This is a genomic window from Kaistella haifensis DSM 19056, assembly GCF_000735695.2.
Lineage (GTDB): Bacteria > Bacteroidota > Bacteroidia > Flavobacteriales > Weeksellaceae > Kaistella > Kaistella haifensis.
The window spans coordinates 1-24,528 of record NZ_JASZ02000026.1 but is presented as its reverse complement, the minus strand read 5'-3'; the positions used below and the strand labels follow the sequence as shown (position 1 = coordinate 24,528).

Sequence of the window (24,528 nt, the reverse complement as noted above, 5' to 3'; positions counted from 1 at the left end):
TTTCTAATTACACCAAAATTCTCAAACTTTTCGGTAATACTTTGATGTGAACCGGAGATTTTATTTTGTTGAATTCTCCGTCAAGATGCCAATTTTTTGTGGAAACCTTAAATACAATTTCCGAAACTGGTAAGTAGGTTACATAATCGTCGTCTCTGAGGCGTTTTGTGAACATTCGAAATGCGAAAAATGGCGAATAGGTAAGTGGAAATTTCTTCACCAGAACCAAATCTACCAAGCCATCACTTTTGCTCGCTTTCGGAGCGATGTATGCATTATTCCCGAATTGGCGGGTATTTGCGATGTTCAGCATCAAATATTTTCCGTTGTATTGTTTATAATTCTCGGTGATGAATTTTACTTTGATCGGTTTATAATTAAAAAAAGTTTGGATAGAAACTTTAATATAATTTTTGAAACCACGCTCCGTTTTTTCGAATTCCTTAACTACTTTTCCGTCGAAACCAGTTCCTGAAACATTGATCGACAGTTTGTCGTTGACTAAAAATGTATCAATATTTCTGGAATTTTTTGTTTTAATTTTATCTAAAAGTTGATTTAAATTTTTGGAAAAATTGGTTTCATTTGAAAATCCATTGCCGGAACCAGCAGGGAAAATTGCCAGAATTTTGTCAGTATTAATTAATTTTTGAGCAACGGTAGAAATGGTTCCGTCGCCACCAACTGCCACGAAAATATCGACCCTGTCGAAGTTTTCACGTATAAAATCGAAAGTGCCTTCAATGGATTCTGAAATGTAATATATCGGATTTCCAACTTTTTTTAAGAGTGCATCCAGAAAAGGTTGATAATTTTTTTTCGCTGAAAAAGGATTGATGATGAAGGCGACTTTTTCCATAAGAATAAGATTAAAATGCCTGATAAAATGGTGTTTCATCAGGCTTCTCTATTTTTTATTAAAGTTTCAGTCTCGTTTTGAACTCGTCGTTTAAAAATGGTTTTATTTCCGAAAGCGGAATTTTTATGAGAACTGGACCAGCGGCGTATGCGGCAATTTCATATTGATTATAAAGGAAATAAAGATATTCCTTGTCGAAGTAAAAATTGTTATTCAGTGGTATTTCTTTTACCAAAAGCGCTGCTGCCTGTCCTTTTTCTAAATCATTTTTTAGAAAATGATCCATCAAAATACGGCTCCAAATTTCCGCATCTTGAACTTTCAAAATATCAGAAAGCTGCAGAGTTTTGTTCGTTTTTAAATCAAAAACTTTATAAATTTCGTTGTAATAGCCATGTGCGCCACCGGTATAGCCACTCGCAGTATATTGAATGGTTATGAAATCGTCCATTTTGGAAAACAGCTTCATGTCGGAAGTTTGATCCCAGGTTTGCTCAAAATCAGGCTTCCAATCAGTAATGTTTTCTTTAGAATTCTGGAAAAAATCTGTTTTTTGCTTCTCGAGAGCTTCCAGAATTTGATCTTTTGAATAAGATTCCAATTTGATGTTGATTGGTGCATATACACTGTCGAGAACCGATTTATTCGAAATATTTGGGAAAACCAACGCTTTCGATTGGAAAATTGTGGAAAGATTTTTATCGATCTTCAAAGAATCGGTAACTTTTACGGAATCGATTGCGAAAACTGGTGTGGAAACTACTGTAGAATCGGATTTTACGGATTTTTCTGATGTTTGTTTTTCAGTTTTTATACAACTGAAAAATAATAAAAATGCGGCGGAAGTAATAATTAAAGTTTTCTTCATTTTCATGGTGTTTGATGATTAAACTTTTGAGCAAAAAACCGTCCAAAATGAACGGTTTTATTGAGATAATATGTTAAATTTTCATTTTAAACATCAATTTTTGCGTAGATTGCATTTTTCTCAATGAATTCTCTTCTTGGAGGTACTTCATCGCCCATTAACATCGAGAAGACGTTGTCAGCATCGGCTAAACTTTCAATGGTAACTTGTTTCAAGATTCTATTTTCTGGGTTCAATGTAGTTTCCCAAAGTTGTTCAGGATTCATTTCCCCAAGACCTTTGTATCGTTGAACTTCCACACCTTTTCCGTCCGGAGCCATTTCCGAAGTAAGGTCTTCGCGCTCCTTCTCGTTGTAGGCGTACACTTTTTTGTTTCCTTTTTTCAACAAATAGAGTGGTGGTTGTGCGATATAAATGTATCCGTTTTCGATGAGTTCTTTCATATAACGGAAGAAGAACGTTAAAATCAACGTAGAAATGTGCGATCCATCAATATCCGCATCGGTCATAATCACGATTTTGTGATAACGTAGTTTGGAAATATTGAGTGCTTTGGAGTCTTCTTCAGTACCTACAGAAACGCCAAGAGCGGTGTAGATGTTTTTGATTTCTTCATTGTCATAAACCTTGTGAAGCATTGATTTTTCAACGTTCAAAATTTTACCTCTTAAAGGAAGAATTGCCTGGAAATGACGGTCTCGGCCTTGTTTAGCTGTACCACCTGCGGAATCTCCCTCCACGAGGAATAATTCGGAAATTTCCGGATCTTTCGATGAACAATCAGAAAGTTTTCCGGGAAGTCCGCTTCCGCCCATTGGGGATTTTCTTTGAACTAGTTCTCTTGCTTTTTTCGCTGCTTGTCTTGCCTTTGCTGCTAAAACAACTTTCTGTACGATGATTTTCGCTTCGTTAGGGTTTTCTTCCAAGAAATTGGTAAGCATTTCGCCTACGATTTTATCTACCGCTCCCGAAACTTCGGAGTTACCGAGTTTGGTTTTGGTTTGTCCCTCGAACTGTGGTTCCATTACTTTTACTGAAATCACGGCAGTTAAACCTTCTCTAAAGTCATCACCGGTAACTTCTACTTTTTCTTTAGCAGGGATTCCTAATTCGTCAGCAAATTTTTTCAAAGTTCTCGTTAAAGCTCTTCTAAAACCGGCTAGGTGAGTTCCACCTTCATGGGTGTTGATATTGTTGACGTATGAGTGAAGATTTTCGTTATAAGAAGTGTTGTATCGCATCGCAACTTCTACCGGGATATCATCTTTTTCACCTTCCATGAAGATCACATTGCTCATGATCGATTCGCGGTTACCGTCGATAAATTCTACGAATTCTTTTAAACCGCCTTCAGAGTGGAAGATTTCAGATTTGAAACTTCCGTCTTCCAGTTTTTCTCTTTCATCAGTTAAAGTGATCGTAATACCTTTGTTTAGGTAAGAAAGCTCTCTTAATCTGCTCGCTAAAGTATCGTAATTGTAAACTAATTCGGTGAAAATGGTATCATCGGGTTGGAAGAATTGTTTGGTTCCTCTTTTGTCGCTGTGTCCAATTTCGGTTACTTCGGTTTGTGCTTTACCTTTAGAATAGGTTTGTTGGTAGATGTTTCCGTCACGGTAAACTGTGGTAATCATTACATTAGAAAGTGCATTCACACACGATACCCCAACTCCGTGCAGACCTCCGGAAACTTTATAGGAATCTTTATCAAATTTTCCTCCTGCACCAATCTTCGTCATCACGACTTCCAAAGCCGATTTTTGTTCTTTTTCGTGTAAATCTACTGGGATTCCACGCCCGTTATCGGTTACTTCTATGGCATTACCTTCTTTGATGGTAACGGTAATCGAGTCACAATAGCCTGCTAAAGCTTCATCGATAGAGTTATCTACTACTTCATAAACCAAATGGTGAAGTCCTCTAAGACCTACATCACCAATGTACATGGACGGACGCATTCTCACGTGCTCCATTCCTTCCAATGCCTGAATGCTGCTTGCTGTATATTGTTTGTTGCTCATATTTTTTATAGATTCTTTAAAGATTCCGAAATCGAAATTTCAGATACTTTTATTCCTCTTTTTTATTGTTGTTTTTCTTTAAAAATGCTTACAAATATCGTGATTTTTTTCGAGGTAAAAAAGTTAATTCTTCCCAAAAAACACAAGAAGTTTTCCACAACAAAACCTTTCTTTTCGAAAGATGATTTTTAGCTTTAATTATTTAAAAAATAAACAAAAAATATCAATTAAAATCGAAAATAACTGTGATAAATCATGTTTATTATTGAAGGTTAATGTTTACTTTTATTGACCCAAAATTTCAAAATTATGGATGATTTCATTGCAGCGCGTTCTCAAATGGCCATGTCGCTTGGTTTTCACATTATTTTTTCCTGTGTTGGTATGGTGATGCCATTTCTGATGGCATTTGCTCACTGGAAATATTTGAAAACCGGAAACCTCGTCTACAAAGGACTTACCAAAGCTTGGAGTAAAGGGGTGGCGATTTTGTTTGCGACAGGCGCGGTTTCCGGAACCATGCTTTCCTTTGAATTGGGCTTGCTTTGGCCTGGATTTATGAAACACGCAGGTCCTATTTTCGGGATGCCTTTTTCATTGGAGGGGACTGCTTTTTTTATTGAAGCCATTGCATTGGGATTTTTTCTTTACGGATGGGAAAAATTCAACAAATGGTTTCATTGGTTTTGTGGATTTCTGGTTGGCATTAGTGGTTTAGCTTCCGGAATTTTAGTTGTGGCGGCCAATGCGTGGATGAATTCGCCAACAGGTTTCGATTATATCGACGGGCAATATCAAAATATCGATCCGATCAAAGCAATGTTCAATGAGGCTTGGTTTCCACAGGCATTTCACATGACGGTTGCGGCTTTTTGTGCAACCGGATTTACGGTTGCTGGTGTTCATGCCTATTTAATTTTAAAAAAGAAAAATATTGAGTTTCATACCAAAGCATTCAAAATTGCTGCGGGTTTTGCCTTGATTGGCGCATTCGGAGCGCCATTGAGTGGTGATGTAGCTGCGAAATCGGTAGCAGAAAGACAACCGATCAAGTTAGCTGCGATGGAAGCTCATTTCGAAACAGAAAAAGGTGCAGCTTTCGTGATTGGAGGAATTCCGGATGAAGAAAAAGGTGAAATTAAAAATGCATTAAAAATACCGAAAGTTTTGAGTTTTTTGGTCAGCAATGATTTTAATGCGGAAGTGAAAGGTTTGAAAGATTTTCCTCGTGACGAATGGCCGCCGGTTGCGGTGGTTCACTATGCTTTTCAAATCATGATTTTCTTTGGCGTGGTGATGATTATAATTGGTGGAATTTATTTGTTTGCACTATTTTTTAAAAAACATTGGCTCACCAAAAATTGGCTTTTGAAAATGTTCATGTTTGCAACGCCTTTTGGTTATATTGCATTGGAAGCTGGTTGGACGGTCACTGAAGTTGGTCGTCAACCATGGATTATTTACGGAATCATGCGAACTGCTGATGCGGTAACTCCGATGCCGGGAATTCAATATTCTTTTTATTTTTTCACCGCGATTTTTGTTTCGTTGTCGTGCATTATTATTTTTCTTTTAAGGCGACAGATTCAAATGGTTCCGAAACTTTACGATCCTACCGACCCACAGTTTAATTCTAAAAACAAACCATCATGATCTACGTTGTAATAGGTTTTCTATGGCTTTCGATCTGTCTGTATATTATTTTTGGCGGAGCAGATTTTGGGGCGGGAATTGTGGAACTTTTTACCCGAAAAAGCAATCGTACCAAAACGAAAAATCTTATGTATGAATCCATTGCGCCTGTTTGGGAGGCCAATCACATGTGGCTGATTATTGCAATTGTGATTTTATTTGTAGGGTTTCCGGAAATTTATACTACGCTTTCCATTTATCTGCATATTCCTTTGGTTTTGATGCTTTTGGGAATTATCGCACGCGGAACGGCATTTACTTTCAGGCATTACGACGCGGTGAAAGACGATTGGCAAGAAGTTTATACTCAAATTTTTTACTATTCCAGTTTGCTTACTCCGTTTTTTTTAGGACTAATCGCAGCGGCTACGATTTCACATGCTATCAATCCGGAAGCTACGAATTTTCTAGATTTATATATCTTCAGCTGGTTGAATTGGTTTGGCGTTGCAGTAGGATGTTTTACGGTTTCTATCTGCGCTTATCTGGCTTCGGTTTTTGCATTAAGAGAAACCAGCGACAGGCTTGAATTGAATTTAATGATAAAAAAATCTAAACAAACCATGATTTTTGTGGTCATCACCGGAATTTTAGTTTTTATTACCGCTTATTTGTCCAATATTCCTTTGCTGATTTGGGTTTTCTCGAAACCAATCGGAATTATTGCGTCAGTTTCTGCTACGATTTGTTTGTTTTTAATTTTAAGAGCGATGAAACGTGAAAAGTTATTTCCGGTGAGGGTTTTAGCAGGTTTTCAGGTGGTGATGATTTTGGTTGCCGCGACATATCAGCATAATCCAAATTTAATTCTTCTCGGAAACGGGGAGCATCTTTCTTTGCTAGAACATGCGGCTTCTGCGAAAACTATTTCTGCTTTGGGTTGGGCTTTGGTGTTGGGTTCAATGTTTATTCTACCGTTTTTGTTTTATTTGATGTTCTCTTTCAGCAGACAACGAAGGTAGTTTTAACAAAAAAAACGAACCGAAGTCCGTTTTTACATTCATATTTTATTGCTCATCAAAACAATTTCATCAAAACTTGATCTTCGGTTTTTTCAACTTTAATTAAATTGTTTTTGGTTAAATTTTTCGTCGCTTTGTCCCATTTTTTTCCGGAAAGCTGGCTTTTAGCTTTTACATCTGCCAAATTCATTGGCTCTTCTTGGGAATTCAGAATTTCTAAAAGCAATTTTTCATCCTCATCCAACTCGAACTGAGGAGCAACTTTTTCAGGTTTCATTTGTGGAAAAAGTAAAACTTCTTGGATGGATGCATTGTTCGTAAGGAACATAATTAGACGATCCATTCCGATTCCCAATCCCGAAGTTGGCGGCATTCCGTATTCCAAAGCTCGAAGGAAATCATTATCAATGAACATGGCTTCATCATCACCACGTTCTGAAAGTGCTAGTTGCGCCTCAAAACGTTCTCTTTGATCAATTGGATCATTTAATTCTGAATAAGCATTTGCGATTTCTTTTCCACAAACCATTAATTCAAAACGCTCGGTCAAACCTTCTTTGCTTCTGTGTTTTTTGGTTAAAGGCGACATTTCGATCGGATAATCCGTAATAAATGTTGGTTGAATGAAGTTTCCTTCGCATTTTTCTCCGAAGATTTCATCGATTAATTTCCCTTTACCCATTGTTTCGTTTACATCAATTCCTATGGATTTTGCGAAATCGAACAGTTCCTGTTCAGTTTTTCCGGTGATATCGAAACCTGTGAATTTCAAAATAGCTTCGGTCATTGAAACCCTTGGATAAGGCGCTTTCCAGTTGATTGTATGTTCCCCGAAAGTAGATTCTGCACTTCCGTTTACTTGTGTCGCACAGTATTCTAATAGTTTTTCTGTGAAATCCATCATCCAATTGTAATCTTTGTACGCAACATAGATTTCCATTGCTGTAAATTCAGGGTTGTGTGTTCTGTCCATTCCTTCATTCCGGAAGTTTTTCGAGAATTCGTAAACTCCGTCAAAACCACCTACGATGAGTCTTTTCAGGTAAAGTTCATTGGCAATTCTTAAATATAATGGAATATCTAAAGCATTGTGATGGGTGATGAAGGGTTTTGCAGCAGCTCCGCCGGGAATCGATTGCAGGATTGGAGTTTCTACTTCAAAATAGCCTGCATCATTGAAAAACTGACGCATCGCGTTGAACAATTTAGTTCTTTTCACGAAAACTTCTTTTACATGAGGATTTACTGTTAAATCCACATAACGCTGTCTATATCTTAGTTCCGGATCGTTGAAAGCATCGTGTGTTACACCGTTTTCGTCGGTTCTGGGTTGAGGTAGTGGTCTTAATGATTTGGTCAGTAAGGTAAAGTTTTCAACCTTAACCGTCATTTCGCCAACTTGTGTTTTGAAGAGTTCTCCTTCAATTCCGATGATGTCGCCAATATCTAAAAGATGCTTGTAAACCTCATTATAAAGCGTCTTTTCATCACCTGGACAAATCTCGTCGCGGTTGAAATAGACCTGAATTCTTCCTTCAGAATCCTGCAGTTCAGCAAAACTTGCTTTCCCCTGGATTCTTCGGCTCATCAGTCTTCCGGCAATCTGTACTTTTTTGCCTTCTGTAAAATTTTCCTTGATGGATTTTGTGGTATCTGTGATTTTATATTCTTCGGCCGGAAAAGCATCGATCCCCATTTTCTGTAAAGTGGCTAACTTTTCTCTCCGGATAATTTCCTGTTCTGATAACTGCATGTTTTCTTGCTTTTTAAGAGCGCAAATTTAGTGATTTTTTGATGAATATAAACAAAAAAAGCAGCCGTTGCCGACTGCCTGTAATCATTTGAACCTTTGGATTATTTAACTGCAGTAGAATCAGCAGCTACAGGTGTTGCTGCTGGAGCAGTAACGGTAACTTCTGCTTCCGGCTCTTCCAGCATTCTGTTGCTTTCGGTTGAAGTTTCTTTTTTTGAGCAGCTAGCCAATACCAAACCGCCGATGAAGGCAAATGCGAATAATTTTTTCATTGTAAATTTAATTTGGGCAAAAATATAAATTTCAGGATGAATTGCAAGTCAATACATATTTTAGGTTTTTCGTAGAGAAAATGTTATTCTTAATTAACCGATTATAAATTGATGATTCTCTAGCATTTTCTCTGGAATTTGAGTAACTTTGCACTATGAAAAAGTACATTACTTACTTTTTGATATGTACTTACCTCTTTTCTTTTTCAGAGGTTAGGCAGATTTTGAAAATGCCTAATCTTATTGAACATTACATTTCCCATAAAATCATCGATAACGGTACTTCGGTATTTTCATTTGTAAAAATGCATTATCTGGATGAACATGGGGTGGATGGAGATTATCACCAGGACATGAAACTTCCTTTCAAAACACATGATGTTTCGGTAAATGTTTTCAGTTTTGTATTTCCACCAAAAAAAATAGAATTCAATTTCGAACATAAGCCTCTGGACATTGATGAACAGAAGATTTTTGCCTATTCCGAAAATTTCTTTCCCTCTGTTTTCCAAAAAATCTGGCAGCCGCCTAAAATTTAATTTAAGAATTATCAAAGATAAAATAATGTTTAGACCACAGGTTTAGGCTTGTTTACACTTACTTAAAAGTCTAATTTTTAAATTAAATCAAAATGAATAACGCACATCTGCATTTGGTTGTTAACCATTTGCCAATCATATTTCCTATTGTAGGAGTAATCATTTTATTGATCGGAATTTTTACCAAATCCGATGTTTCCAAACGCAACGCTTACATTGTATTTATTCTCGGTGCCTTGGCATCCGTGGCAGCCATGGCTACCGGAGAAGGAGCCGAACACGCAGTTGAAAACATTCAGGGAGTTTCCAGAAATCTGATCCACGATCACGAAGAAGCCGCAGAAATTTTCGCAGGAATGTCATATTTTCTTGGAGCTGTTTCTCTTCTAGGCTTTCTTACAAGTTACCGGAATTTTTCACTGGATAAACTGATGCCGGTTACGATATTAATTGTTGCCGGAGTTTCACTGTATTTCGCTCAGGAAGCTGGAAGAACCGGTGGGGAAATTCGTCACACAGAAATCCGCAGCGGCGCAAACATCCAAAATGCGGTCGGAAATTCTGGTGAAGACCAAGATGACTGATGTCATTTTTTAGAAAATGGCTCTTAAAAATTCTTATTCGGGCTGTTTTTTTATTAATTTTAATAGTGAAAGCTATTGATTTGTAATTATTTAACTCAAATTAAAAATGCTAAATAAAATCATAAATTTTTCCATAAAAAATAAGCTGATAATCATCCTGATGACACTCGGCTGGATTATTTACGGAATTATCGAACTCCGGAAACTGCCCATAGATGCCGTACCGGATATTACCGATAACCAAGTACAGCTGATTACTTCGTCGCCAAGTTTGGGCGCCCCCGATGTGGAGCGGTTTATTACTTTTCCGTTAGAACAGGCGATGAACAATATACAGGGAATCAAACAGATGCGAAGTTTTTCGCGTTTCGGTCTTTCTGTTGTGACCATTGTTTTCGAGGAAGACGTAGATCTTTATCTCGCAAGGCAGCAGGTCTCCGAACGGTTACAAAATGTTTCTAAAGATATTCCTGTTACGCTTGGAGTCCCAGAAATGGCCCCAATTTCTACTGGTTTAGGCGAAATTTATCAGTATGTAATACGTCCGAAAACCGGTTACGAGCACCGTTACACTCCTATGGAGCTTCGTACCATTCAGGATTGGATTGTAAGACGTCAACTTCTGGGTACAGAAGGTGTTGCTGATGTTGCAAGTTTTGGCGGAAACCTGAAGCAGTATGAAGTTGCAGTAAATCCTGCGCAACTTAAAGCGATGGGAGTGACGATGCAGGAAGTTTTCACCGCTCTGGAAAACAATAACCAGAATACTGGTGGTGCATATATTGAAAAAGGTCCTACAATTCTATACATCAGGACAGAAGGTTTGATGGGTAAAATCCATGACATCGAAAAAACAGTCGTAAAAAATCTTCCCGATGGAACGCCTGTTTTAATTGAAAATATTGGAAAAGTGCAGTATGGAAAAGCCATCCGCTACGGCGCCATGACCTATAACGGAAAAAGTGAAGTTGCCGGCGCGGTGGTGATGATGATGAAGGGCGCCAATTCCAATAAAGTTATTGAAAATGTAAAAATCCGTATCGACGAAATCCGCAAAACCCTTCCTGAAGGCGTAATCATCGAATCTTTCCTCGACCGCACAAAGATGGTAAACAATGCGATCAGCACAGTTTCTAAAAACCTTCTTGAAGGTGCGTTAATCGTCATATTTGTTCTTGTAGTTTTCCTCGGAAATCTTAGAGCAGGATTTATCGTTTCGTCTGTCATTCCGCTTTCCATGCTTTTTGCGTTTATCATGATGAATATCTTCGGGGTTTCCGGAAATCTCATGAGTTTAGGCGCGCTGGATTTCGGCTTGATTGTGGATGGTGCTGTGATTATTGTGGAAGCCATTCTACACAGGCTTCATGGCCCAACGCTCGCCAACAAAAACTTCCTTACCGCAAAAGAAATGGACGAAACCGTGGAGAGTTCAGCCGGAAAAATGATGAATTCTGCGGTATTCGGACAGATTATTATTCTGATTGTTTACTTGCCAATCCTCACGCTGGAAGGTGTAGAAGGTAAAATGTTCAAACCGATGGCGCAAACGGTTATTTTTGCACTTTTAGGTGCATTTATCCTGTCTTTAACTTATGTCCCGATGATGAGCGCGCTGTTTCTTTCCAAGAAAATTACTCATAAGAAAAATTATGCCGACCGGATGATGGACAAGCTTGAAGCGGTTTATGATAAAATTCTTAAGGTAGTTTTAAAATTTCATAATCCCTTATTTTTCAGTGTTTTAGGACTTTTCTTCTTTTCGGTTTTTATCATGACTAAATTAGGTGGAGAATTTATTCCCACACTTCCCGAAGGCGATTTTGCCGTTGATACGAGGGTTTTACCGGGAAGTAACCTTAAAACTTCAACTGACGCAGTTTTAAAAAGCCAACAAATCCTGCTGAAAAAATTCCCTGAAATTGAAAAAATTGTAGGGAAAACCGGAAGCAGCGAAATTCCAACCGATCCAATGCCGATCGATGCGAGCGACATGATGATTATCCTAAAACCACGTAAAGAATGGACTTCCGCAAAATCATATGACGAACTCGCCGAAAAAATGTCTGCAGAGCTGAAGAAAAATATCGTGGGCGTTACCTATTCATTCCAATATCCGGTTAACATGAGGTTTAATGAACTGATGACCGGTGCAAGACAGGATGTTGTATGTAAAATTTTCGGTGAAAATCTCGATTCATTAAAGATTTACGCTGAAAAACTGGGCGAAATTTCCAAGAAAATCGATGGAGCAGAAAATATTTATGTTGAACCAATTTCCGGAATGCCCCAGATTTTAATTGAATATAACCGCGCAGCACTTTCCCAATATGGATTAAGCATCGGTGAGGTCAATAAAATGGTAAATACCGCTTTTGCAGGCCAGAGCGCGGGTTCCGTTTTCGAAGAAGAGAAAAAATTTGATTTGGTAGTCCGTCTGGATGGGGAACTCAGGAAAAATCTCGAAGATGTAAAAAATCTTCTGATTCCAACACCAGCTGGTGTCGAAATTCCTTTAAGCGCAGTAGCTCAGGTGGAATTGAAAGAAAGTGTAAACCAGATCCAGCGCGAAGAAGCACACCGACGAATCATCGTTGGATTCAATGTGAAGGGCCGTGACATTCAGTCTACGGTGCAGGATTTACAGCAAATGGTGGATAAGAATTTAAAACTTCCCGTAGGTTATGCCATAAAATACGGCGGTACATTCGAAAATCTTCAACAGGCGCAGCAACGGCTTGGTATTGCGGTTCCTATCAGTTTGGCTTTAATTCTTCTGATGCTTTATTTCGCATTCAGTTCAGTGAAATATGGGTTGATTATTTTCACTACAATCCCGCTTTCGGCTATTGGCGGAATTTTATCGCTTTGGCTGCGCGGAATGAACTTCAGTATTTCTGCAGGTGTAGGTTTTATTGCTCTTTTCGGGGTTGCGGTGCTTAACGGAATTGTATTGATTGCAGAGTTTAACCGGCAGAAGGAAATTCATTCAAATTTGAACGAAGTAGTGCGAATCGGAGGTAAAATGCGGCTGCGTCCGGTACTGATGACGGCTTTGGTAGCCTCGCTCGGATTTTTGCCGATGGCGATAAGCCAGGGTGAAGGTGCAGAAGTACAAAGACCACTCGCAACAGTAGTGATCGGTGGTTTACTTCTCGCGACTTTCCTTACGCTTTTCATTTTGCCAACCGTATATATTTGGTTTGAAAAACATTTTCCTCAACGTAAAAAAAACATTAATATAGATGAATAATTTTAAAATAATGAAACCTAAATACTTCAGTCTGTTTTTAATATTGTTTTTTCTGAAAAGCTTTTCGCAAACTCCAATTTCTTTGGAAAATGCGTACGACAAAGCAATTCAGAACAATTTGAATTTAAAGTCGGGCCAGCTGAAAGTTGATTATCAGAACCGCATCCAAAATTCTGCTCTAGCGATAGATCCTTTGAATATCAATGCAGAAATCGGACAAATTAATTCTGCGTATGTGGACAATGCTTTTTCCGTTAACCAAACGCTGCGGTTGCCGAAATTCTATAAAACTCAAAAACAGGTTTTGACGGAACAGTGGAAAAATGCAATGCTGGGTCTGGATGTTCAGAAATGGCAACTGAAAAGGGAAATCGCTTTGGTTTACAATAATCTGAATTATCTGGACGAAAAACAGAAACTCCTGAAAAAAGCCGACAGCATTTATTCAAATTATTACAAACGGTCTGAACTCCGACTGAAAGCGGGCGAAAGCAATATTCTGGAGAAAACCACGGCAGAAACGTACCGAAGCCAGGCAGAAATTCAGCTTCAAAATCTGGTGAAGGATCGCGAAATTTCACTGCATCAGTTCAATTATCTTATCAATGACGGTGAAATGTATCAGAATGAAAAAGACAATTTTTATCTTCTGAATTTGGATTTTGATGAAAATTTTAACGGAAATCCTTTGGTTCTGTCGCAGTTGGAACATCAGAAAAGAATCGAAAATGCAAGACTTGAAGCTGAAAAAGCGAAACTTTTACCGAGTTTCAATTTCGGAATTAATTCTACAACCATGAAAGGCACCGGCTCAGACGATAAGTACTACAATGGCACTCACCGTTTTCAGAGCGGTTTGGTTGGGGTAGCGCTTCCGGTTTTTAATTCTGCACAGAAATCATTGATAGAAGGCCAGAAAATTAACCAGCAGATTGCCGATAATAATTATGATATCGCAGTCCGTGACTTTAAAAACAGGTACGCAAAAACCTATAGTGAATATCAAAAGCTGAAATCTGAAATTGATTATTATAAAGCCAAAGGGTTGAAAAACGCACAAACCATTCTGTTTACGGCAGATCTACTTTCAAAAGAAGGTGAAATCAACTATCTGGAATATACCATTTTGGTTAATCAGTCGCTTGATATTCAGAACAAGTATATCGACGCTCAAAATAATTTAAACGAAAAAATTATAGAACTCAATAATCTCAAAAATAAATAAAGAATTTTTTGCTGCAAAGTTTAAAATAAAACTTCAAAACGAAATTTAAAAATAAGAACTATGAAAAAATTTACAACACTCCACAGAATTATCCACTGGTTAATCGCATTTGCAATGCTGGTACTTTTTTCCACTGGATTTTTAAGAATGTACTGGATGTCTAAAAAAACAATAACGACAGCGATTTCCGCAGAATTGAGTAAAAATAATGTGCAGCTGCCGCAGGAAAGTGTCGTGGGCATCGCGAAAAGCATCATTAACCCTATGTTCGACTGGCATATCAATTTCGCGTATGTGCTTGTTTTCGCTTATATTTTAAGAATTATATATCTTTTAGGTAAAGGCGTAAGATACCCTAATCCTTTCTCCAAATCATCCACAGGAAAAGAGAAACTTCAGGGGACTGTGTACAGTATTTTCTATATTTTGCTGGCGGTACAAATCGTCACCGGTTTTGCGCTGATGTGGGAGCTTGCTTCAGAACAGGCGCTGGAAAGGGCAGAAAAGATTCACAAATTTGCGGTCTACTGGATGCCTGTATTTGTATTGCTGCATTTTGCTGGAATTACAGTAGCAGAACTCACGAATAAAAAAGGAATTACCTCCAAAATGATTGGCGGAGAATAATTAAACCATAAAAAAAAATGAAAAAATCACTTATAGTAATACTTTCCGGGGTTCTTTTATTCTCCTGTGCCAAAAAGGAGGAGGCGGTAGCCCAGGAAACATACGCCATTTCCGGCGACCAAATCACGCTGACCGATTTGCAGAAAAAAACCGCCGGCATTGAAACTACAACCCTTAGTAACGAAAATATTGCCAACAAAATTCTGCTTACCGGGCAAATCAATGTGCCGCCAACAGGAATGGCAGGCGTATCATCTTCTACCGGAGGGATTATAAAAACCGCACGGTTTGTGCCGGGAAATTTCGTCTCCCGCGGCCAGACTTTGGCGGTAGTTGAAAATCCTGAATTGGCAAGGCTTCAGCAGGAATATCTTCAGGCAAAATCGAATTTGGGTTATGCGCAGAAAGATTATGACCGCCAAAAATATCTGAATAAATATCAGGCAAGTTCCGATAAGGTCACACAGAAAGCCGCCAGCGAAGCCCAGTCGCAGAGCGCTGCCGTCCGTGGAATTGAGTCTCAGCTTCGTTCATATGGTATCAGTCCGGGAAGTGTGAGTTCCGGCAATCTCAGGAAGTCGGTGGCAGTGGTCGCACCAATTTCAGGTTATATTTCGAGAGTGAATGCGACTATTGGCCAATATGTTTCCTCCGCCGATGTTTTGTATGAAATCGTAAATAACGCCCAAACGCATTTGGCTCTGAAAGTGTTTGAAAAAGATCTTAATAAAATTTCCGTCGGACACAAGGTCTATGCATTCACAAACCAGAATCCTCAAAAAAAGTACGCAGCAGTTGTGAAATTAATCGGAAAAGATTTCGCGCCGGACCGCAGTGTTCTGATTCACTGCGATTTGATAGACAAAAACGAAAGCCTTATTCCGGGAACATTTATGAATGCAGAGATTGAAGTAAATGCAGAGAAAGGTTTTGTGATTCCCGACGATGCCATCGTAACCTGGGAAGGCAAACAGTATATTTTTGAAGAGATAAAACCGAAAACGTACAAAATGTTTGCCGTAACGATAGGAAATGCTGAAAACGGTTTAACCGAACTGCTGAATTTTGACAGTAAAAATGGCAATAAAACCTTTGTTACCAAAGGCGCATATCATCTGCTGATGGCACTGAAAAATGTTGAAGAATAAATTTTTTAATTTTTTTCTTTTTAAATTAGAAATGATTTATATATTTGCAACAATGAAAACGAACAACAATACAAACTGGTGGTGGCCTCAAAACTTTCAAAGTCTTGAGCATTACTCTTTTGCGTAAAAAATTATATTTTATCAAAAAATTAAAAGACTTTGACTTTATGTTGAAGTCTTTTTTTTATTTAAAAATCCAAACAATATCATGAAATTCAATCGAAATATTCAAATGAAAACAACGGTGAAATCTACCTTGAGCGATCTCTTTACCCCCATTGGAATTTATTTGCGTTTACGTGATCAATTTCGGGATACCATACTTCTCGAAAGTGCCGGAAATCAAAATAATGATAACAATTTTTCGTTTATTGCTGTAAATGCCATTGCCGGAATCGAAATCAGAAATTACCAAGAAGCACACATCAAATTTCCACTCGAAAGTGCAGAAAAAATCAACATTGAAAAAGAAAAACTAACCGATTTGCTTCAAGATTTTTCTCAATCTTTTGAATGTGAGGCGCCCAATCTTCCAATCGGGAAATCCGCGCAAGGTTTTTTTGGTTACACTTCTTACGATGCGATTCCGTTTTTTGAAAATATAAAATTTAAAGAAGCTTCTGAGGAAAATAAGATTCCACTTTTGCGATATCGTCTCTATCAGTACGTGATTGCAATTAATCATCACAACGACGAAATGTTCCTCATTGAAAACAAAATCTCAGGATTAAAATCGGAGATCTCCGTCATTGAAAATTTAATTCAACAAAAAAATGCACCAATTTTTCCCTTCCAAAAAATAGGAGAGGAAGCATCGAATTTAACTGACGAAGAATACAGAGACGCGGTAGAAACTGCCAAAAAACACTGTTTCCGAGGTGATGTGTTTCAATTGGTTTTGAGCCGAAGATTTCAGCAGAAATTTATGGGAGACGAGTTCAATGTTTATCGGGCTTTGCGAAATATCAATCCTTCGCCGTATTTGTTTTTCTTCGATTATGGTGATTATAAACTTTTAGGTTCAAGTCCTGAAAGTCAGTTAATTATAAAAAATGGAAATGCAATTATTCACCCGATTGCTGGAACTTTCAAGCGAACCGGAAATGTGGAAGAAGATTTGAAAGCCGCAGAAGAACTTAGAATTGATGCCAAAGAAAATGCCGAACACACGATGCTTGTTGATTTGGCGCGAAACGATTTAAGCATTTTTGGAAAAAATACCAGAGTTTCAAAATTGAAAGAAATTCAGTTTTTTTCACATGTCATTCACATGGTTTCTGAAGTTACGACTGAGGTTTCCGAAGATCAAAATCCTTATGAAATGATTGCGACCACTTTTCCGCAAGGAACATTAAGTGGTGCTCCAAAATACCGTGCAATGCAGCTTATCGATGATTATGAAAAGACTTCCAGAAGCTATTATGGTGGCTCTATTGGGTTTGTAGGCTTCGATGGAAGTTGTAATCAAGCGATTATGATCCGTACTTTTTTAAGTAAAAATAACACGTTATTTTACCAAGCCGGAGCCGGAATTGTAGCAAAATCTTCTGCTGAAAATGAACTTCAGGAAGTAAATAACAAATTGGGCGCTTTGAAAAAAGCCATCCTAAAAGCAGAAAAATTAGTATAAACAATTGAAAATTAATAAGATGAAAATATTAGTCCTTGATAATTACGACAGTTTCACCTATAATTTGGTTCAAATGATTGAGCAAATTGTAAACGAAAAAATTGATGTTTTCAGAAACGATAAAATTTCTTTGGAAGAGGTCGAAAAATACGATAAAATCATACTTTCTCCTGGTCCCGGAATTCCGGAGGAAGCGGGAATACTTTTGGAATTGATTAAAAAATATGCACCTACGAAATCTATTTTCGGAGTTTGTCTTGGTCAGCAGGCGATTGCTGAAGCTTTTGGAGGAACTTTAATTAATCTTTCAGAAATTTACCATGGTGTTGCAACGGAATCCACCCAAATTAATGAACATAAGCTTTTTAAAAATTTACCTGAAACTTTAGAAGTCGGAAGGTATCATTCCTGGGCGGTAAATCCTGAAAATTTCCCTGATGAATTAGAAATTACCAGTGTAGATAAAAACGGAATGATTATGAGTTTAAAACATAAAAACTACGATGTACACGCTGTACAATACCATCCGGAAAGCATTTTAACTCCCAAAGGAAAACAAATTTTAGAAAATTTTCTGGCTTAAATTCCGAACCTTCAAATAATATAAAATGAAAGAGATATTACAATATTTATTCAACCATAATACGCTTTCAAAGTCCGAAGCGAAAGCGATTCTCACCGAAATTGCTCAAAATAAATTCAATGAAAATGAAGTAACCGCTTTTGTTACCGTTTTTTTGATGCGCAGCATTACGCTCGAAGAAATGGAAGGTTTTCGGGAAGCTTTGCTCAAACTTTCTGTTCCGGCGGATTTGGGAACTCATGATTTAGTAGATATCGTGGGAACTGGCGGCGACGGAAAAAATACTTTTAATATTTCCACATTGGCGAGTTTTGTGGTAGCCGGAGCCGGACAAAAAGTTGCTAAACATGGAAATTACGGAGTGTCGACAATTTCCGGATCTTCAAATGTGTTGGAAGAATTGGGTTATCAATTCAAAACTAATTCCGAAGATTTACGCCAGGATTTGGAAAAAAGTAATATCTGTTTTCTTCATGCGCCCGTTTTCCATCCCGCTTTGCGATCGGTTGGACCTTTGCGAAAAGGATTGGGCTTGAGAACTTTTTTCAATATTCTAGGTCCTCTTGTTAATCCTGCGAAACCAAAATTTTCCATGATTGGCGTTTATAGTTTAGAAATTGCGAGGATTTATCAGTATTTGCTTCAAAAAAATCAAGAAAATTTCTTGCTCGTTCATTCGCTCGACGGATATGATGAAATTTCCTTGACTTCGGATACCAAAATTTTCGACAAAACGGGCGAATATATTTTTTCCGCAGAAGAATTAGGTTTCAAGACTATCAATCAAGAAAGCATTTTCGGTGGAAATTCAAAACAAGATGCAGCAAGAATTTTTAGAGATATTTTGGAAGGAAACGGAACTGAAGAACAAAATTCGGTGGTGATTGCGAACGCTGCGATGGCTTTAAAAAATACCGAAAAATTTGGTGGTTACGATGATTGTATGGCCGCAGCTAAAGAAAGTTTAGAAAGTGGAAAAGCGTTGCAATGTTTAAAAAATCTATTGAATTAAGATGAATATTTTAGACCAAATTATCGCAAGAAAAAAAGAAGAAATTTCTTTGTCTAAATCTCAAGTTTCTTTGAAAGACCTGAAAAATTCAGCTTTTTTTGAAAGGAAAACCTTTTCACTAAAGGACGCTCTGGTTCAAAAGTCCGGAATTATCGCTGAGTTTAAAAGAAAATCGCCAAGCAAAGGAATTATGAATAATCAATCCGATGTTCTGGAAGTTGCGAAAACTTACGAAAAATGTGGAGCAAGTGGCATTTCTGTTTTAACAGATTCTGATTTTTTTGGTGGAAATTTTGAAGATATTTTAAAAATTAGAAATGAAATTCAAATCCCGATTTTGCGAAAAGATTTTATGGTGGATGAATACCAATTTTATGAAGCAAAATCCATCGGAGCAGATGTTGTTTTGTTGATTGCAGCGTGTTTGTCGCCGGTTCAGGTTCAGGAATTTATGGAACTTTCCCATGAATTAGGGTTGGAAGTTTTGCTTGAAATTCATACCGAAGAAGAGTTGAAACATTTTAATGAAAATATCGATTTGGTGGGAATTAACAATCGAAATTTGAAAGATTTCAAAGTGGATTTGCAGCATTCCGTGGATTTGAAAAACCTACTTCCAGCCGGAACTTTATCCGTTGCAGAAAGTGGAATTTATAGTGTACAGGATTATCAATTTCTGAAGAGCAAAGGTTTTGATGGATTTCTGATGGGCGAATATTTTATGAAAAATGAAAATCCGGGACAGAAATTTGAGGAATTTATTTCACATTTAGCTAGGTAGAAATTTTAGAATTTAACCATTGAAAATAGCTTTAGAAAGTATTTAAAAGATGAAATTAAAAGTATGTGGATTAACAAAACTCGATCAAATTCAGGAATTAATTTCTTTGGAAGTAGATTTCTTGGGCTTTATTTTTTATGAAAAATCACCGAGATATGTTCTTAATCATTTAAACTTAAAAGAAATATCGGAAATTCCGCATGCAGGTAAAGTTGGAGTTTTTGTGAATGAAACGATTGAAAATGTGATTGATTTTTCAGTGAAAGCAAATCTTAATTTTATTCAACTTCATGGTGATGAGGACGATCATTATATTGCGAATTTGAAAAATAATTTGCCTAACCAAATTAAAATGATCAAAGTAATCAGAATTGGAAATCAAACTTCAGAAGAACTCCAAAAAAACATTAATCAACAACCATCAACTATTAACTATCTGCTGTTTGATACCGATTCCAAAGCTTTCGGAGGAACAGGAAAAACTTTTGATTGGAAAATTTTGAATGAAGTAGAAATCTCTATTCCATATTTTCTAAGCGGTGGAATTTCTTTAGAAAACGTCCATCAAATCCCAACGATAAACACTCAGCCTTTTTCCCTCGATATCAATTCCAAATTTGAATTGGAGCCGGGGATTAAGGATTTAATAAAAATAAAACAACTTTATGAAAAATTATAAAAACCCCGATGAAAACGGATATTACGGAGAATTTGGTGGCGCTTTTATCCCGGAAATGCTTTATCCGAATGTGGAAGAACTGCAACAAAATTATTTAAAAATCATCGAATCCCAAGAATTCCAAATGGAGTTTCAGGATTTGTTGAAAAACTATGTTGGAAGAGCAACTCCGTTATATTTTGCGAAGAATTTAAGTGAAAAATATCACACCAAAATTTATCTGAAAAGGGAAGATTTGAACCATACCGGCGCACACAAAATCAACAACGCGCTCGGTCAAGCTTTACTGGCTAAAAAATTGGGCAAAAAACGCATAATTGCGGAAACCGGAGCAGGTCAACATGGCGTTGCAACCGCTACAGCGTGTGCTTTACTTGGTTTGGAATGCATTGTTTATATGGGAGAAATCGACATTGCGAGACAGGCGCCGAATGTTGCACGAATGAAAATGTTGGGAGCAACAGTAATTCCCGCAACTTCCGGTTCGAAAACCTTGAAAGATGCGGTGAATGAAGCTTTGAGAGATTGGATAAATAATTCAAATACAACACATTACATTATCGGAAGTGTTGTTGGTCCGCATCCGTTTCCTGATTTGGTAGCGAGATTTCAAAGTGTGATTTCGGAAGAAATAAAATGGCAATTGAATGAGAAAATCGGACGTGAAAATCCAGATTTTGTGATTGCCTGTGTAGGTGGGGGAAGCAATGCAGCAGGAACTTTTTATCATTTTGTAAATGAAGAGAAGGTGAAAATTATTGCAGCAGAAGCAGGTGGTTTTGGTGTGGAATCCGGGAAATCAGCAGCTACTACTTTTTTAGGAACCTTGGGAGTTTTACACGGAAGTAAAAGTTTAGTAATGCAAACGGAGGACGGACAAGTCATCGAGCCGCATTCTATTTCTGCGGGTTTAGATTATCCTGGGATTGGGCCGTTTCACGCGAATTTATTTAAAGAAAAAAGGGCGGAATTTTTTAGTATTAATGATGATGAAGCGCTGAAATTTGCTTTTGAATTAACAAAATTGGAAGGGATAATTCCAGCGCTGGAATCGGCTCATGCATTGGCTGTTTTAAAGAAGAAAACCTTTGAAAAAGATGATGTCGTAGTGATCTGTCTTAGCGGACGTGGTGATAAAGACATGGAAACTTATTTGAAAAATCTGGATTAAAAATTACTGAAAATGATCAATAAAAAACTCAATATTTATTTTACCGCCGGAATTCCGAAGCTGGAAGATACCGTTGAAATTATAAAACTTATTCAAAACTCCGGCGCGGATATGTTGGAAATCGGAATGCCTTATTCGGATCCCGTTGCTGATGGCGAGACCATTCAAAAAGCGCACGAACTGGCGTTGGAAAATGGAATGACTATAGCTAAACTTTTAGAACAACTTAAATCTATTAAAGATGAAATTAAAATTCCCGTGATTTTGATGGGATATATCAATCCTGTCTTGAGTTTCGGGTTCGAGAATTTTTGTGAAAAATGTGCTGAATCAGGTGTTTCTGGATTGATAATTCCTGATCTTCCACCGGTCGAATTCGAGAAATATTATCGAAGAATCGTAGAAAAATATGGTCTTACGTTTACATTTTTGGTAACGCCAGAAACTTCAGATGAAAGAATAAAATATCTTGATGATTTAAGTTCAGGATTTTTGTATGCCGTGAGTTCTTCTTCCACCACCGGAAACGAAAATAAGTCAATTAATAATAAAGATTATCTTCAGAAATTAGCGTCTTCACCATTGAAAAATCCGTTATACATCGGTTTTGGAATTAAAAATAAAAAAGATTTTGATGAAGTGACGGCAGGAGCAACTGGCGGAATTATCGGAACTGCTTTTGTGAAAATTCTTCTCGAAAAAGAAAACTGGAAAATTGAGGCTGCAGAATTTATTAATAGTATTAAGGGAGAAAAGTTGTAAATTTACAATGCAAATAGATTAAGAGATTATTCTCTGTTAGCTGGTTTGAAGGTTTAAAAAAAAATGCAACACAAATTTTAATTTAACCCTTTATGGAATGATAAAAAAAATAACCGCCGAAGCGGTTACTGTAAGAAAGAAAATAAAATAATCTCTCATCATTTATGTTTTGCAAATATAAACATTTAATATAATTCACAAAGCAGTGAATAAAAAAATATTATACATTACATCCTAAAATCAATTCGTTATCATGTCACGAAAAGTTGTTAGTGGTCCGATAAGAGACAAACACCGCACCAAAGAAAAACTGATTAAAACAGTTGGCGAAATTATCAAGTCCAAGGGTTTTCATGAATTGAAAATCACCAATATCGCGAAAGTTGCGGGAGTAGATAAAAAATTGATATATAAATATTTCGGGACTGTTGAAAATCTCATTAATTCTTATCTTCAGTCTGAAGACTATGGAAGTTGTATGAAAAATATTGATTTTGCCAATATAGATGTTTCTGATCATGGCAAAGGATTTACCAAAATACTTATTGAAAATATGTTTGAGGCAATTTCAAAAAATAAGGAGTTGCAAAAAATAATTGTGTGGGAATTGTATGAGTACAATGATATTTTAAGAAAGCTGGCGGATCATCGGGAAGAGTTGGGTGAACAGATTTTTCAGAGTATTATGCAACCTTATTTTAAAGCCAATCACAAAAAATTTCGCGCAATTTTGGGCATCCTTATTTCTTCGACTTATTATTTGAACCTTCATGCAGAATCGAACGGAAGCAAGTTCTTTGGATTGGATATTAATGATCCCGACGACAGAAATATTTTCCTTTAAGTGATGGGTGATATCGTGGATAACGCTTACGAAAAATATCATTAAGATTATTAGAATTCAAGTTTTTCAATGATTTCAGATCATTTCAAAAATTAAACCTAAAGGTGTTTTTATTCGATGCATAATAATTAATTTTTGTAATTTTGGCTTTCAAAAATTCAACATCATAGTTTGCTACAATGTCTATGATTTCCTAAAATAATATGATGACAACCACACAAAATAAAATTTTATTTTTCCAGGATTTAGGTTTGATGGAATATCTTGACGCATTCAATTATCAGGAAAAACGGATGAAAGAAATCATCGAGCTGAAATTGAAAAACCGCGACAGAACCGATGGAGATTATGAAGAAACTCCTAACTATCTTCTTTTTGTGGAGCATCCGCATGTTTATACCTTAGGGAAATCTGGTGATGAAGAGAATATGCTCGCAAATTCCGATAAATTAAAGGAAATCAATGCAACTTTCTTGAAAACCAATCGTGGTGGAGATATAACTTATCACGGTTTCGGGCAATTGGTTGGCTATCCAGTTCTCGATTTGGATAATTTCAAATCAGATATTCATCTTTACATGCGAAATTTGGAGGAAGTGATCATCCGAACCATCGCTGAATACGGCTTAAAAGGAGAAAGAAGTGAAGGCGAAACCGGTGTTTGGTTGGATGTTGGAAAACCTTATCAAAGAAAAATCTGCGCAATGGGCGTGAAAACTTCGAAATGGGTGACGATGCACGGATTTGCACTCAATGTGAATACAGATTTGCGCTATTTTGAATATATTATCCCTTGTGGCATCAAGGATAAAACGGTTACTTCATTGAAGCGCGAACTCGAAAAAGAATTTTCCGAAGAAGAAGTAAGTGAATTAAAAGACAAAATAAAAAAACACTTCAAGGAAGTGTTTGATGCTGAATTGAACTAATTTAAGTAGTCTCTCCTTAAACCACTTATAATTTACTGATTATTAGTATTTTGGGTTTAAAATAGCTTGTTTTTTATTGCAAGAATTTGTATCTTAGAGCTTTAAAACCTTGCAAATATGTTGGGGAAAAATCCAGAAAAGAAGCCAGAATTATTCCGCCCAATGTTGGTGGATTTTATTGACCACGAGCATGAACTTGTTCTACTTTCAGAAAAAATAGATTGGAATTATTTTGAGAAAGAATTTTCGCCCTTGTATTCCAAAGTGGGCAATCCGAGCCATCCGATTCGGTTTATGGTGGGTTGTTTGCTACTGAAACATTTGTATAATTTGG

Annotated in this window: 20 protein-coding genes and 2 pseudogenes; 17 read left to right on the top strand and 5 right to left on the bottom strand. The window is 37.1% G+C overall.

All coding sequences use genetic code 11. The features are described from left to right. Positions 1-7 precede the first annotated feature (7 nt). The 3 genes from AP75_RS10830 to gyrB all read right to left on the bottom strand — a co-directional run bounded on the left by AP75_RS10830 (position 8) and on the right by gyrB (position 3,748). Complete coding sequence (locus AP75_RS10830) at positions 8-859, bottom strand: diacylglycerol/lipid kinase family protein (protein ID WP_031503991.1); 852 nt, start codon at positions 857-859, stop codon at positions 8-10. 58 nt (positions 860-917) lie between these two features. Beyond that, the gene (locus tag AP75_RS10825) at positions 918-1,727 is read right to left on the bottom strand and encodes an RsiV family protein (protein ID WP_158212078.1); all 810 of its coding nucleotides are present in this window, start codon (positions 1,725-1,727) and stop codon (positions 918-920) included. An 86-nt stretch (positions 1,728-1,813) separates the two neighbouring features. After that, complete coding sequence (gyrB, locus tag AP75_RS10820) at positions 1,814-3,748, bottom strand: DNA topoisomerase (ATP-hydrolyzing) subunit B (RefSeq protein WP_088264669.1); 1,935 nt, start codon at positions 3,746-3,748, stop codon at positions 1,814-1,816. 309 nt (positions 3,749-4,057) lie between these two features. Between gyrB and AP75_RS10815 the strand changes: the two genes are divergently transcribed. Both AP75_RS10815 and AP75_RS10810 read left to right on the top strand, forming a co-directional pair. Beyond that, positions 4,058-5,401, top strand: a complete 1,344-nt coding sequence (locus tag AP75_RS10815; protein ID WP_088264667.1) for a cytochrome ubiquinol oxidase subunit I — start codon at positions 4,058-4,060, stop codon at positions 5,399-5,401. Next, positions 5,398-6,402, top strand: a complete 1,005-nt coding sequence (locus AP75_RS10810; protein ID WP_088264665.1) for a cytochrome d ubiquinol oxidase subunit II — start codon at positions 5,398-5,400, stop codon at positions 6,400-6,402. The genes AP75_RS10815 and AP75_RS10810 overlap by 4 nt, the downstream gene beginning before the upstream one ends. A 55-nt stretch (positions 6,403-6,457) precedes the next feature. On the opposite strand, the gene lysS is transcribed toward AP75_RS10810, so the two are convergent. Then, a complete protein-coding gene (gene lysS / locus AP75_RS10805; protein WP_088264663.1) occupies positions 6,458-8,155 on the bottom strand; it encodes a lysine--tRNA ligase in 1,698 nt (565 codons plus the stop codon). 101 nt (positions 8,156-8,256) lie between these two features. Beyond that, entirely contained in the window at positions 8,257-8,427 is a 171-nt protein-coding gene (locus AP75_RS14310) for a hypothetical protein (protein ID WP_158212077.1), read from the bottom strand. Between the two features lie 155 nt (positions 8,428-8,582). Between AP75_RS14310 and AP75_RS10800 the strand changes: the two genes are divergently transcribed. From AP75_RS10800 to AP75_RS10725, 15 genes and pseudogenes are all read left to right on the top strand, one after another. Then, positions 8,583-8,966: a hypothetical protein gene (locus AP75_RS10800; protein ID WP_088264661.1), complete on the top strand. Its 384-nt coding sequence runs from the start codon at positions 8,583-8,585 to the stop codon at positions 8,964-8,966. A gap of 92 nt (positions 8,967-9,058) precedes the next feature. Next, a complete protein-coding gene (locus tag AP75_RS10795; protein WP_088264659.1) occupies positions 9,059-9,550 on the top strand; it encodes a hypothetical protein in 492 nt (163 codons plus the stop codon). 106 nt (positions 9,551-9,656) lie between these two features. Then, positions 9,657-14,028 (top strand): annotated as a pseudogene (locus tag AP75_RS10790) (CusA/CzcA family heavy metal efflux RND transporter). Between the two features lie 60 nt (positions 14,029-14,088). Further along, entirely contained in the window at positions 14,089-14,655 is a 567-nt protein-coding gene (locus AP75_RS10780) for a cytochrome b/b6 domain-containing protein (protein ID WP_031503086.1), read from the top strand. 17 nt (positions 14,656-14,672) lie between these two features. Continuing rightward, positions 14,673-15,803 (top strand): efflux RND transporter periplasmic adaptor subunit, encoded by a 1,131-nt coding sequence (locus tag AP75_RS10775; RefSeq protein ID WP_088264655.1) that lies wholly within the window; start codon positions 14,673-14,675, stop codon positions 15,801-15,803. A 208-nt stretch (positions 15,804-16,011) separates the two neighbouring features. Beyond that, on the top strand, positions 16,012-17,433 hold the full coding sequence (locus AP75_RS10770) for an anthranilate synthase component I family protein (RefSeq protein ID WP_031503088.1): 1,422 nt from the start codon (positions 16,012-16,014) through the stop codon (positions 17,431-17,433). A gap of 19 nt (positions 17,434-17,452) precedes the next feature. Next, positions 17,453-18,016 carry an anthranilate synthase component II gene (locus tag AP75_RS10765; protein WP_031503090.1) on the top strand — a complete coding sequence of 188 codons (564 nt, stop codon included), beginning with the start codon at positions 17,453-17,455 and terminating at the stop codon, positions 18,014-18,016. Between the two features lie 25 nt (positions 18,017-18,041). Next, positions 18,042-19,028 carry an anthranilate phosphoribosyltransferase gene (gene trpD / locus AP75_RS10760; protein WP_031503092.1) on the top strand — a complete coding sequence of 329 codons (987 nt, stop codon included), beginning with the start codon at positions 18,042-18,044 and terminating at the stop codon, positions 19,026-19,028. Position 19,029: 1 nt separating this feature from the next. Next, entirely contained in the window at positions 19,030-19,809 is a 780-nt protein-coding gene (gene trpC, locus AP75_RS10755; RefSeq protein WP_031503094.1) for an indole-3-glycerol phosphate synthase TrpC, read from the top strand. A gap of 49 nt (positions 19,810-19,858) precedes the next feature. Then, positions 19,859-20,488, top strand: coding sequence for a phosphoribosylanthranilate isomerase (locus AP75_RS10750; RefSeq protein ID WP_031503095.1), 630 nt, complete (start codon positions 19,859-19,861; stop codon positions 20,486-20,488). Beyond that, positions 20,475-21,659 (top strand): tryptophan synthase subunit beta, encoded by a 1,185-nt coding sequence (gene trpB, locus AP75_RS10745; protein ID WP_088264653.1) that lies wholly within the window; start codon positions 20,475-20,477, stop codon positions 21,657-21,659. Before AP75_RS10750 ends, trpB begins: the two co-directional genes overlap by 14 nt. 12 nt (positions 21,660-21,671) lie before the next feature. Then, positions 21,672-22,421: a tryptophan synthase subunit alpha gene (trpA, locus tag AP75_RS10740; protein WP_088264651.1), complete on the top strand. Its 750-nt coding sequence runs from the start codon at positions 21,672-21,674 to the stop codon at positions 22,419-22,421. A 253-nt stretch (positions 22,422-22,674) separates the two neighbouring features. Beyond that, on the top strand, positions 22,675-23,265 hold the full coding sequence (locus AP75_RS10735; RefSeq protein ID WP_051872633.1) for a TetR/AcrR family transcriptional regulator: 591 nt from the start codon (positions 22,675-22,677) through the stop codon (positions 23,263-23,265). Positions 23,266-23,471: 206 nt separating this feature from the next. After that, positions 23,472-24,194 carry a lipoyl(octanoyl) transferase LipB gene (lipB, locus tag AP75_RS10730; protein ID WP_088264649.1) on the top strand — a complete coding sequence of 241 codons (723 nt, stop codon included), beginning with the start codon at positions 23,472-23,474 and terminating at the stop codon, positions 24,192-24,194. A gap of 117 nt (positions 24,195-24,311) precedes the next feature. Next, positions 24,312-24,528: pseudogene (locus tag AP75_RS10725) on the top strand (IS5/IS1182 family transposase); the annotation flags it as partial.